We start from the raw sequence: 12,331 nt of genomic DNA, 5'->3' as shown, positions 1-12,331 counted from the left end.
CGCCGGATCTCCCCAGCCCCTCCCCGGAGTTGACGGCAGCGACCGCCCGCCGACATCGACAGGCCCGGCCGCTCCCCGGCATTGACGGCCCCGGCCGCTACCGGGCGTCGACGGCCCCGGCCGCTACCGCGGAAACGCCCGGCGGGCCCGCCAGGTGGTGTGCTCGCGGGACACCGCGTCCTCCGCCTCGGCGGCCATACGGGCCCAGCGCGCCTCGGCGTCCGGCGTCTTGAGGTCGAGGTCGGAGAGCTGGTTGCCGACGTTCTCCAGTTCGCGCGCGGCCAGCTGGTAGGCGGCGGCCAGCGGGCGCAGCTGCTTGAGCTGGGTCCAGGCGATGACGGCGGCCGCCGCGGCCGAGCTGGCGCCGAAGACGTGCACCTGGAGGGCGCCGGTGGCCTGGGCGACGGCCGCCGCCGCGCCGATGATGATCAGCGCCGCGATGCCGAGCCCCCAGGACACCGCCTGCGTCTCGCACGCCTCGGCTCGGGCGCGGTACCAGGTGCGCTGGCCCTCGACCCGGGTGCGCAGGTAGAGCATGCGGCGGGTGGTCAGGCTGCCGGCCCGCATCCGCCGCATCTCCGGGGTGATCTCGGGGACGGTGCCGGGCGGCACGATCTCCGGGTCCTCGAAGGCCCGCAGCACGTCCTCGACCTGGAGCAGGTAGCCGCGGTCCACGTCCGCGGACTCCGCCTCGCCGTCGAACGGCCGGGCCCGGACGGTGTACTTCCAGGCCAGCGTCTTGACCGACTCGGCCGCCGCCCGGGCCTCGTACCAGCGCCCCTGCGGGTTGCTGCGGCGCAGCCGGGACCAGAAGTAGCCGGCGATCAGGAAGGCGCCCACCGAGTACAGCGGCACGCTGTCGAAGGAGCCGCGGTCCTTCGGCCCGGGGAACGAGCCGATCACGGCGGCGATCACCAGCATGGCGATCAGTCCGCGGTACCAGCGCAGCGTCTCGCGCTGGCCGTCCAGCGAGGCCTTGTCCGCCGTCCAGAACAGCTCCGGCAGCAGCTTCGCCTCGTCTCCCCCGGGCGGATCCTGTTGCACCATCGGTCGAGCCCCCTCCCCGTGTCCGTCCAGGCAGTATTCCCTCCGTCAACTTCGCTACACAGGCCCCTTTTTGACATTTTCCCGGCGGCGTTCGACCGGCCCCGCAGGCAACGGGCTCCGCGGGCACCGGGCCCCGGGCAACGACGGCGGCCCCGCCCTTTCCCCGGAGGGGGAGAGGACGGGGCCGCCGGTGGAGCGGTGCGGCGTCAGAGCAGGCCGAGGGCCGGCATCAGGTAGTAGAAGGCGAAGACGCCCGCCACCAGGTACAGCGGGACGGGCACGCTGCGCCCGCGCCCGGCGGCCAGGCGCAGGACGCAGAAGGCGATGAAGCCGAAGCCGATGCCGTTGGTGATGCTGTAGGTGAACGGCATCATCACGATCGTCAGGAAGGCCGGGATCGCGATGGTGTGGTCCGACCAGTCGATCTCCTTGATCGAGCCCGCCAGGATCAGGAAGCCGACGGTGACCAGGGCCGGGGTCGCGGCCTGGGCCGGGACCATGGTGGCGAGCGGCGTGAGGAAGAGCGCGACCACGAAGAGCAGGCCGGTGACGATCGAGGCGAAGCCGGTCCGGGCGCCCTCGCCGACACCGGCGGTGGACTCGACGAAGCAGGTGTTCGCGGAGGCGGAGGTGGCGCCGCCGGCCGCGGTGGCGATGCCGTCGACCATCAGGATCTTGTTGATGCCGGGCAGGTCGCCGTTCTCGTCGAGCAGGTGGGCCTCGTCGGCGACGCCGAGGATGGTGCCCATCGCGTCGAAGAAGCAGGACATCAGCACGGTGAAGACGAACAGCACGCCGGTCAGCACGCCGACCTTCTCGAAGCCGCCGAACAGGCTGACCTTGCCGACCAGGCCGAAGTCCGGGGCGGCGACCGGGTTGCCCGGCCAGGCCGGGACGGTCAGGCCCCACTTGAGCGCCGGGACGTCGACGAGCTTGTCGATCACCACGGCGAGCGCGGTGCTGACCACGATGCTGATCAGGATGGCGCCGGGCACCTTGCGGATCAGCAGGACGAGGGTGAGCAGCAGGCCGAACACGAAGATCAGCACCGGCCAGCCGAGCAGGTGCCCGCTGCCGCCGAGCTGCAGCGGGACGGTGGTGTGCGCGGCGTCCGGCATGCGGCTGACGAAGCCGGAGTCGACCAGGCCGACGAGGGCGATGAACAGGCCGATACCGATCGCGATGGCCTTGCGCAGCCCGAGCGGCACGGCGTTCATGACCCGCTCGCGCAGGCCGGTGGCGACCAGCAGCATGATCGCGAAGCCGGCCAGCACGACCATGCCCATGGCGTCCGGCCAGGTCATCTTGGGGGCGAGCTGGAGCGCCACGATGGTGTTGACGCCGAGGCCGGCGGCCAGGCCGATCGGGACGTTGCCGATCACGCCCATCAGCAGGGTGGTGAGACCTGCGGTGAGGGCGGTGGCGGTGACCAGCTGGGCGCTGTCCAGGTGGGCCCCGGTCATGTCCGTGGCGCTGCCCAGGATGATCGGGTTGAGCACCAGGATGTACGCCATGGTGAAGAAGGTGGCGACGCCGCCGCGGATCTCGCGCGGCAGGGTGGAGCCGCGCTCGCTGATCCGGAAGTAGCGGTCCAGGGCGCCGGCGGGGGGCTCGGGGGCGCTGGAGGCGGGTTCGGGCGACTCGGTGGTCGGCTGGACCACAGGCATGCGTGCGTCCTCTGTGGGGGAGCTGAGGAGGGGGGGACGCCCGGGGCGACGGTGGCCGGGCGGGGAACTTTCAGTATGGTTTCCCGATCGCACACGCGCTATCTTCGCGCGTAGAAACCAGAGGGCCCCTGCGGGTCTGCCGCCGCACCGTACGCTAGGCCCCATGCCCAAGACGCCGCTGCACCCCTCGCCCCCTCCGCTGGAGGCCAACGACGTCGCCATCGTCGGCGGCGGCACGGTGCTGTGGTTCGTCGCCTTCCTGGCCCTGCTCCCCTTCCAGGGCACCCTCTCCGACCACGGCCACGGCACCTGGCCGTGGATCTGCCTCTCCGGCGGCCTGCTCGGCCTGATCGGCCTCTGGTACTGCCGCGCCCGACGGGACGCCATCGCCCGCGACCGCGCCGCCGAGGCCGCGAACCGGGCGGCCGGAGACGACGGCCAGGACCCGGCCACCCAGTCGGACTGAATAGTCCTTTAGTAGCACGCACCGGACATAAGGCACCCGTAGAGTCGGTGCCATGACGCAGCCTGCCCACCCCGCGGAAGAGCCGCCCGGCGACGCCGACCGCCCCGACGGTGCGCACCCCCTCGGGCTGCTGCCCGGCCGGCGCGGCGGACTGACCTCCGCCGAGGTGGCCGAACGCGTCGCGCGCGGACAGGTCAACGACGTCCCCGTACGGTCCAGCCGCTCCGCCAAGGAGATCGTCCGGGCCAACGTCTTCACCCGCTTCAACGCGATCATCGGCGTGATGTTCGGGATCATCCTGATCGTCGGCCCGCTCCAGGACGGCCTGTTCGGCCTGGTCATCGTCGCCAACACGGCGATCGGCATCATCCAGGAGCTGCGCGCCAAGAAGACCCTGGACAGCCTGGCCCTGATCGGCGAGGCCCGCCCCGAGGTCCGCCGGGACGGCACCGTCGAGCAGATCGCCGTCGCCGAGATCGTGCTCGACGACACGGTGCTGCTCGGCATCGGCGACAAGGTGATCGTCGACGGCGAGGTCACCGAGGCGGACGGTCTGGAGATCGACGAGTCGCTGCTCACCGGCGAGCCCGACCCCGTCCTCAAGCAGCCCGGCGACCAGGTCATGTCCGGCAGCTTCGTGGTGGCCGGCGCGGGCGCGTTCACCGCCACCAGGGTCGGCCGCGAGGCGTACGCGGCGCAGCTCGCCGAGGAGGCCAGCCGGTTCACCCTGGTGAAGTCGGAGCTGCGCAGCGGCATCAACAGCATCCTGCGCTTCATCACCTACCTGCTGATCCCCACCGCCATCGGCCTGATCATCAGCCAGCTGGCCGTCGAGGGCCGCGACTGGCGCGAGGCCGTGCGCCGGATGGTGGCCGGGATCGTACCGATGGTCCCCGAGGGGCTGGTCCTGCTGACCTCGGTCGCCTTCGCGATCGGCGTGATCCGGCTGGGCCGCAAGCAGTGCCTGGTCCAGGAGCTCCCGGCGATCGAGGGCCTGGCCCGGGTCGACACCGTCTGCCTGGACAAGACCGGCACCCTCACCGAGGGCGGCATGGACGTCGTCGACCTGCGGGTCCTCTCCGACGGCGAGCCCGGCGCCCCCGACCCGGACACCATCAAGCACGCGCTCGGCGTGATGGCCGGCGCCGACGCCCGCCCCAACCCCTCCATGCAGGCGGTCATCGACGCCTACGGGCGCGGCGACGGCGGCGCCCCGGGGGCCGGCGGCGCCCCGGCCGCCGACGGCTGGCGGGTGATCGAGGCGATGCCGTTCTCCTCCGCCCGCAAGTGGAGCGGCGTGCAGCTGCTGGAGCCGCAGGGCGGCGAGGCCAGCTGGCTGCTCGGCGCCCCCGACGTGCTGCTGCCCGCCGGGCACCCGGCGCTCACCGAGGTCGACGAGCTGGGCGCCAAGGGCCTGCGGGTGCTGCTGCTCGGCCGCACCCCCACCCCGCTGGACTCCCCCGACCCGGCCGCCGGGCTCGCCCCGCTCGCCCTGGTGGTGCTCCAGCAGCGGCTGCGCCACGACGCCGCCGCCACCCTGCGCTACTTCGAGGGCCAGCAGGTGCAGGCCAAGGTCATCTCCGGCGACGCCGCGGTCTCGGTCGGCGCGGTCGCCAGCCATCTCGGCCTGCCCGGCGCCGACCACCCGCTGGACGCCCGGACGCTGCCCGCCGAACCGGACGCCCTCGCCGACACCGCCGAACGGACCACCGTCTTCGGCCGGGTCACCCCGCAGCAGAAGCGCCAGCTGGTCGCCGCCCTGCAGTCCCGCGGACACACCGTGGCGATGACCGGAGACGGCGTCAACGACGTGCTCGCGCTCAAGGACGCCGACATCGGCGTGGCGATGGGCACCGGCAGCGACGCCACCAAGGCGGTCGCCCAGATCGTGCTGCTCAACGACTCCTTCGCCACCCTGCCCTCGGTGGTCGCCGAGGGCCGCCGGGTGATCGGCAACATCGAGCGGGTCGCGGGCCTGTTCCTGGTGAAGACGGTCTACTCGGTCCTGCTGGCCCTGCTGGTGATCTTCACCCACTCGCCGTACCCGTTCCTGCCCCGGCACTCCACCGTGCTCTCCACCCTCACCATCGGCATCCCGGCCTTCTTCCTCGCCCTCGCCCCCAACAACGAGCGGGCCCGCACCGGCTTCGTGAAGCGCGTCCTGCGGCTCGCCGTGCCCGGCGGCGTCATCGCCGGCACCGGCACCTTCGTCGCCTACGCGCTGGCCCGCTCCGACCACGCGACCGATCTCAAGGCCGACACCAGCGTGGCCACCCTGACGCTCTTCCTGATCGCCATCTGGGTGCTCGCCATCGTCGCCCGCCCCTACAACTGGTGGCGCCTGCTGCTGATCGGCACCATGGGCGGCGCCTTCGCCCTGGTCCTGCTGGTGCCCTGGCTGGCGGAGTTCTTCCAGCTCTCGCTGGTGGGCACCCGCGACCCCCTGGTCGGCGTCGGCATCGCGGTGGTCTGCGGCCTGGCCCTGGAGATCGCCTGGCGCTTCATGAAGCGCCGCGGGATGGAGTGAGGCCCTGGCACCCCCGGCCCGCAGCCTGGATGATCGATCGCGGAAGGGGGTGCCGACATGGCCCACACGGGTGGGGAAACCGAGCACGAGACCGGACAGGTGGAGGCGTTCACCGCCTTCCTGGCCGGCCTGCTGGCCGCCGGACTGACGGTCCTGGCCCTGGTGGGCGGCCGCTGGCTGACGAACGCCGGCGAGGTGACCGCCCCGGCGCTGCCGTGGGTGCCGACGGCCGTGAAGGCCCTGGTGGCGGCCGTCTGGCTGGCCACCACCACCGTCGTCTACCTGCGGTTCAAGCGCCGTGGGCGGGCCCGCTGAGCGCTCAGCCCTCGAAGTCCCGCGCCGCGGACAGCTCGTACGCCCGGTCCGGATCGGTGAGCACGGCCAGCACCTCGAACCGCCGGTGCCACTGCCCGACCGACCAGGCGAGCCCGGCCGCCAGGCCCTCCGGGGTGGCCGCGTGCAGCAGCCCGGGCACCGGCGGGAGCTCGAACTCGTCGTCCTCGTCGGCGGCCTCGGCCGCATCCGGGTCGTAGGGCGCCTCCGGGGCGTCCGCCTCGACGTCCCAACGCCAGTCCACGGCGGCGTCGTCGCCGTCCGGGCCGACCACCAGCAGCTCCTCGTGCTCCTCGTAGGCGACCGGGCAACCGGGCAGCAGCTCCCGCACCACGGCGGGGACCCGGTGCAGCACGCCCTCGGAGAGCACCCGCCCGCCCGCCACCTCACTGGCGAGCGAGACGTGCAGCCGCTCGGCGAGGTCGGCGGCGAGCGCCGGGGCGACCGGCACCAGCGGGTACGGGTGCAGGAGCTGGACGAGGTCGGGCGCGTCGGCGACGACCGCCCTGGAGGAGTCGACGACCACCGTGTGGGCCGGCCGGCGGCCGGTGTCCGGGTCGAGCGGCGGCAGCGCCCGCACCACGTCGACCGGTTCGATCCGCTCGATCTCGACCCGGGCCAACGCGCTGTGCAGGCCGTGCAGTTGGCGGTGGCCGAGGTCGGAGGCCGGATCGGTGAGCCGGTCCAGCACCTCGTCCGGGCCGTGCGGTTCGGCGAGCAGCGCGGCCAGCGTGGTGCGCACCCCGAGCGCGTGCAGGAACTGCTCGTCCAGGGTCGTCCGGGCCTCGTCGTAGAGGCCGCGCAGCAGCGGGTCGGCCCCGGCGGCGCGCAGTCCGGCGGGCTCGCGGCCGTCCAGCACCGGGTGGTCGCGCAGCCACCAGGCGGTGTACGGCGGCAGGTCGGTGTAGGAGCCGTCCGGCAGCAGGGTGCGGACGGGGTTGACGACGGCGTCCCGGTACGGCGGGCGGGAGAGCGCGGCGAGCGCCTCGGGCCAGGCGTCGTCGTCGACCAGGTCGAGGTCGCGGACGGCCAGCAGTTCGGCGGCCACCGGAGGGACGCCCGCGACGTCGTCGGCCTGGAGGGCTTCGAGGGCGTCCTCGGCCCAGTCGGCGAGGCCGTCGGGTGCCTCGTCGAGCAGCCCGGTGGGGTGGCCGCCGGCCGCGCGGTCGGCGGGCGCGGTGGGGTCGAGCCGCTCCAGGTCGTCCGGGTCGAGCACCACGTCCTCGGCGCGGACGAGGACGAAGTCGGCGAGCACGCCGACCGCGGTGAGCACCTCCGGGCCCCAGCGCTCCAGCAGCTCGTCGTCCACCCAGCCGGCGTCCTCCTCTCGGGCGAGGGCCGCGAACGGGCTGCCGGGCAAGACGAGTTCACCGGCGCGGGCGGGCTCGCCCTCGTCGTCGAGCAGGGCCAGCCGGGCCAGCCAGCGGTGCTCGCCGGCGGCCGGGCCGGCGACCTTGACCAGCGCCAGGACGGCGTCCGCCAGTTCGAGCGCGGCCTCGACGTCGTCCTCGGCCACCTGGTAGGAGCGGGCGACGGCGGCCCGCACCTCGGGGGTGTCGAGCACCCCGGCCGGGGTGGCGGTGCCGGCGCCGAGCTTGGCGAGCAGCGGGTGGGCCGCCTCGGGGTGGGCGAGCCGCAGGTCGAGGGCGGCGAGCGCGTCGGCCAGCGACTCGGGGTAGCCGGGGAAGGCCGCCCAGTCGGCGTCCTCGGAGGGCAGCAGGACGCGCCGGGGCCCGGTGATGGTCCGGCCGTCGGCGAGCGGGACGGGCAGCGCGCCGAGCGCCTCCGGGTCTGCGGCGCCGAGCGCCGCGTACAGGTTGCGCCACCAGGCGGGCTCTCGGTCCAGGCCGCCGAGCTGGTCGACCACGTCGGCCAGCGGCACCCGGCGCACGTTCAGCACCCGCAGCTCGGTGCGGCGCTCCAGCCCGGCCGGCAGCAGCCCGGGAAAGATCGGCGCCAGCGCCTCGACCACCGAACCGTCCGCCCCCTCCAGCAGGGTGGCGTCCCGGGGGCGCAGCGCGGGCGTGCCCGCCTCGACCGGCGCCGGGTGCGGCAGGAACGGCGTGCCGGGCAGCCGGGAGAGGACGGCCGCGCGGAGCGCGTTGTCGAGCGCGCCCTGGCCGAGCGGCCCGGGGACGAGGCCGAGCGAGCCGAGGTCGGCGCCGCGGGCGCGCAGCAGGTCGGCGTAGCTGTCGGCGGCGCGCTCGGTGAGGAAGTCGGCGAGCGCGCCGGGGGCGACGTGCCGGCGGGTGGAGTCCAGCGGGTAGGAGGCGATGAGCAGCGCGGGCAGGCCGATCGGCTCGTCGCTGGGCGTGGGCGCGTGCAGCACCGGCGCGATGCCGGGCGCCTGCGGGGTGCCGTCGGCGGCGACCGGGACGGCCCAGGTGACCGTCCAGTACGGGCGGGCGCGCTCCTCGGTGGGGCGGTCGGCGAGCAGCTCGGCGGCCAGGGTGCCGGTGGCGCCGGCGGTCTGCCAGCGGGTCCGCCGCGGCCGGCCGTCCGCGTCGTCGGTCACGGTGACCTCGGTGACGCCGTCCGGGCGGGGCTCGGCGGCGGCGCGGGTGAGCGTCCGGGTGCCCTCCGGGGTCTCCACCACGACCTCGGCGAGGCCGGGCAGGGTGAGCAGCAGCGCGTCGTCGATGCCGGCGAGCAGACGGCGGGTCAGGTCCTCGGCGGCGGCGTCCCGCAGCGGCAGCACGACCACCGTGTCGTAGCCCTCGGGGGCCGGGCCCTCGGCGGCGAACGGCAGCCGCAGCAGCGGCACGTGGCCGTCCCGGCGGCGCAGTTCCTCGGCCAGCGCGGGCTGCGCCTGGGCCAGCGAGCGGGCTTCGCCGAGCGACCAGCGCACCCCGCCGGCGGCGCCGAGCACGGCGGGCTCGTCGGTGACGGCGAGCACGGCGGCGAAGCCGACGCCGAACCGGCCGACGGCGGGCGTCTCACCGCGCTTGGAGGAGGCGCGCAGGGTGGACAGCGACTCGACGGCGGCCGCGTCCAGCGGGGCCCCGGTGTTGGCGGCGGCGAGCACGCCGTCGGCGAGGGTGAGCCGCAGCCGGCCGGGCCCGTGCCCTGCCCGGACCGCCGCGTCGGCCGCGTTCTGCGCCAACTCGACGACCAGGCGGTCGCGGTAGCCGCCGAGCGCGAGTTCCTCCTCGGCGTTGGCGTCCTCCCGGAACCGGGCCGGCGAGGCGGCCCAGGCGTCCAGCACCCGCCGGCGCAGCGCGGCGCTCCCGAAGGGGTCCGCGAGGTGCTCGTCCGTGCTGCTGCCGATGATCCGAGGTTCCACTGGACCTGCCGCCTTCCGCCGCCCTGTACTTCGTACGGGGGGCATTCTCCCCCGCCCCGGCCGCTGCTCCGGACCGCGCCCCCGCCGCCGAGCCCCCGCAGGGCCCCCACCCGCACGAACGCCGCGGCCCGCCCCACCGGTTCGGTGGAGCGGGCCGCGAGCGACGACAGGTCCGGTCAGGAGTGCCCGAGCTCCTCCGCCGGGGCGTCCGGCTCGACCGAGCCGGAGGTGCGGTCCGGGTGCAGCTGCATCGGCTCGACCACCAGCTCGTCCAGGATCAGCTCGGACGGCGCCGGCGGGGCCGGGATGACGGCCGCCTCGGAGTGCCCGCCGCAGCCGTACGCGAAGGAGACGATCTGCCCGTCCGCCGGCCCGAACTCGTTGCCGCACACGCCGAAGGCCTGTCCGAGCGAGCCGCCGATCGGGATCAGGAAGCCGCAGCTGCCGCACGCGGCGGGCGCGGCCTGCGCCATCGGCGTCTGCGAGCCGTGCGCCTTCTCCCAGCGGTCGGCGGCCAGGTGCAGGCCGAGCCGGGAGAGCACCCGGCTGCGGCCCATGCCGAGCTCCTCGGCAACGGCGTTGATCTGGGCCCGGGCCGGGGCGGGCTGGATGCCCGGGTCGGTGACGACCACGTCCTCCTCGGCCGCGAGGGCGACCGCGGAGTTCGGGGCGGGCTCGTCCTCGCCGCTCCAGCCGGGTTCCAGGCGCGCGTCGTCGGCGTCTGTGGGCAGCAGGTCGCCCGGGCCCATGTCGCCGGGGCGCAGCCGCTCGCTCCACGGCACCCACTGGGGGGCGAGGACGGCGTCGGCGCCGGGCAGCAGGACGACCTCGTCGAGGGTGACGTTCTTCGCCCGCGGGGCACGGGCGACGGTGACCGCCCAGTGCCAGCCACGGTAGGCGGCGTCCAGGCACTCGAAGGTGTGGGTGACGACGCGGTCGGCGTCCGCCTGGGCGCCGAGATGTGGTCCGACGGTCTCCGGGCCGACGGCCTCCTCGGCCGCCTTCCGGGCGAGTTCGACGGCCTCGGCACAGAGCCGATCGGGGGTACGGCTTCGCATCGCAGCACTCACGGCGTCGATTCTCTCCCAGTTCTTCTGTCGCCCACGGCGTGTTGCCTGTTCCGTCGCGGCTCGATAGTCCCTTGTCCATTCTGCGCGACCAGAGGCCGCCGCGGATACCGGCCGCGCCGCTCGTCCGGGCCTGCCGGCGCCCCGGCGCTCGGCGCGCGGCCCCTGGGCAGGCTACCCGCCGGTCGGCGCCCCAGCACAGTCCGGGGCGGTGGCGGCCGTTCCGGGGCCGCGCCGAGGGGGGTGGATTCCCGCGTCACTGCGGCGATTCTGGGGCAGGATGGGCATGTGGCGGACGAGGACCCGTCGCAGCACGCACTGCACGCCTCGCAGGCCGGCAGCCCCGACCAGGCGGACGCCGTGCCGCGACAGCAGTCTCCGGCCCCCACTGCGGGCGAACCGCAGCCGGGGGGCGATTTCGAGTCGCCCACCGCCCCCGTGAGCCTCGTCAAGACCGGCGCCGCGATCGCCACCGCGACCGGCACCGGCGCGGATCCGGCCGTCCACGCCCGGCAACTCGCCGCCCTGGACGGGGACCCTGGCGAAGAGGACCCCGAGCCGAGCCGCAACGTCCTGGTCCGGACCGCCTCCGCCGCCGGCGCCCGCACCGGCCGGGTGGTGCACGGCACCGGCCGCCGGATCCGCAAGGCCACCTCCGCGGAGGGCGCGGGCGAATCCGGCCTGGCGAAACTGATCGAACTGCACGCGCTGAACTCCTTCGGCGACATGCTGATCACCGTCGCGCTGGCCTCGACCATCTTCTTCTCCGTGCCCACCGGCGAGGCCCGCGGCCGGGTGTCGCTGTACCTGCTGATCACGATGGCCCCGTTCGCCCTGCTGGCCCCGGTGATCGGCCCGCTGCTGGACCGGCTGCCGCACGGCCGCCGGGCGGCGGTGGCGATGTCGATGCTGGCCCGGGCGGTGCTGGCCTGGACGATGGCCGGGGTGATCACCGGCGGCGGTCTGGCGCTGTACCCGGAGGCGCTGGGCGTGCTGGTGGCGTCCAAGGCGTACGGGGTGGTGCGCAGCGTGGTGGTGCCGCGGCTGCTGCCGAGCCGGCTGTCGCTGGTGAAGGCGAACTCCCGGGTCACCCTGGCCGGGCTGCTGGCCACCGGGGTGGCGGCCGGGGTGGGCGGTCTGCTGCACCTGATCGGGCCGGGCTGGCCGCTGCGCGGCGCGTTCCTGGTCTTCGTGATCGGCACCCTGATGGCCTTCCACCTGCCGCACGCGGTGGACTCCGCCAAGGGCGAGCAGCGCGCCGTCCTGCACGCCGAGGTCCACGGCGAGGTCCACGACGGGGTGCACGGCGAGCGGGCGCCGGAGGACGCCAGGGCCCCGAAGGCCTCGCTGCGCACCGTCGGCCCCTCGGTGATCCTGGCGCTGCGGGCGATGTCGGCGCTGCGCTGGCTGGTCGGCTTCCTGGTGATGTTCCTGGCGTTCCTGCTGCGCGACGAGCCGATCGGGGGCCTGCGGCCGACGCTGGCGCTGGGCCTGGTGGCGCTGGCGGCGGGGACGGGCAACGCGCTGGGTTCGGTGCTGGGCTCCTGGCTGCGCACCCGGGGCCCGGAGGCGACGGTCACCGCGATGCTGCTGCTGGCGACCGGCGCGACGGCCGCGGCCGCGCTCTGGTACGGCGTGGTGACGGTGGTCCTGGTCGCCGGCGTGGCCGGGGTGGCGGCCTCGCTGGGCAAGCTGTCGCTGGACGCGCTGGTCCAGCGGGACGTCCCGGAGGCGGTGCGGACCTCGGCGTTCGCGCGCTCGGAGACGCTGCTCCAGCTGTCCTGGGTGGCCGGCGGCGCGGTCGGCATCCTGCTGCCGCTGAACGGCGTGCTGGGTCTGTCGGTGGCCGCCGGGGTGGTGGGCCTGATGCTGCTGTGGACGGTCCGCACGCTGTTCCGGGTGGGCCTGCGGCGGCACCCGGCGGCGCCCAGGGTGGCCTGA

General features: G+C 75.0%; 8 protein-coding genes. 4 read left to right on the top strand and 4 right to left on the bottom strand.

Annotated features, from left to right (window positions below):
• Positions 1-123: 123 nt before the first annotated feature.
• Together ACFVX9_RS28295 and ACFVX9_RS28290 are read right to left on the bottom strand one after the other, a co-directional pair.
• Entirely contained in the window at positions 124-1,047 is a 924-nt protein-coding gene (locus ACFVX9_RS28295) for a DUF4231 domain-containing protein (RefSeq protein WP_063348198.1), read from the bottom strand.
• A gap of 206 nt (positions 1,048-1,253) precedes the next feature.
• On the bottom strand, positions 1,254-2,714 hold the full coding sequence (locus ACFVX9_RS28290; RefSeq protein WP_380482490.1) for an NCS2 family permease: 1,461 nt from the start codon (positions 2,712-2,714) through the stop codon (positions 1,254-1,256).
• 163 nt (positions 2,715-2,877) lie between these two features.
• Between ACFVX9_RS28290 and ACFVX9_RS28285 the strand changes: the two genes are divergently transcribed.
• From ACFVX9_RS28285 to ACFVX9_RS28275, 3 genes are read left to right on the top strand one after another with little or no spacing between them, the layout of a single operon-like run.
• On the top strand, positions 2,878-3,180 hold the full coding sequence (locus ACFVX9_RS28285; RefSeq protein ID WP_063348201.1) for a DUF2530 domain-containing protein: 303 nt from the start codon (positions 2,878-2,880) through the stop codon (positions 3,178-3,180).
• Positions 3,181-3,232: 52 nt separating this feature from the next.
• Positions 3,233-5,707 (top strand): HAD-IC family P-type ATPase, encoded by a 2,475-nt coding sequence (locus ACFVX9_RS28280; protein WP_387984191.1) that lies wholly within the window; start codon positions 3,233-3,235, stop codon positions 5,705-5,707.
• Positions 5,708-5,764: 57 nt separating this feature from the next.
• Positions 5,765-6,022 carry a hypothetical protein gene (locus ACFVX9_RS28275; protein ID WP_380374833.1) on the top strand — a complete coding sequence of 86 codons (258 nt, stop codon included), beginning with the start codon at positions 5,765-5,767 and terminating at the stop codon, positions 6,020-6,022.
• Positions 6,023-6,026: 4 nt separating this feature from the next.
• On the opposite strand, the gene ACFVX9_RS28270 is transcribed toward ACFVX9_RS28275, so the two are convergent.
• Both ACFVX9_RS28270 and ACFVX9_RS28265 read right to left on the bottom strand, forming a co-directional pair.
• Positions 6,027-9,323, bottom strand: coding sequence for a sacsin N-terminal ATP-binding-like domain-containing protein (locus ACFVX9_RS28270; RefSeq protein WP_079135690.1), 3,297 nt, complete (start codon positions 9,321-9,323; stop codon positions 6,027-6,029).
• A gap of 176 nt (positions 9,324-9,499) precedes the next feature.
• Complete coding sequence (locus ACFVX9_RS28265; RefSeq protein ID WP_380374829.1) at positions 9,500-10,381, bottom strand: DUF3027 domain-containing protein; 882 nt, start codon at positions 10,379-10,381, stop codon at positions 9,500-9,502.
• Between the two features lie 582 nt (positions 10,382-10,963).
• On the opposite strand from ACFVX9_RS28265, the gene ACFVX9_RS28260 reads away from it, so the two are divergent.
• Positions 10,964-12,331: an MFS transporter gene (locus ACFVX9_RS28260; protein ID WP_387984202.1), complete on the top strand. Its 1,368-nt coding sequence runs from the start codon at positions 10,964-10,966 to the stop codon at positions 12,329-12,331.

The sequence above is a fragment of the Kitasatospora sp. NPDC058243 genome (assembly GCF_042882025.1).
Classification (GTDB): Bacteria; Actinomycetota; Actinomycetes; order Streptomycetales; family Streptomycetaceae; genus Kitasatospora.
This window is presented reverse-complemented; position numbering and strand designations above follow the sequence as displayed.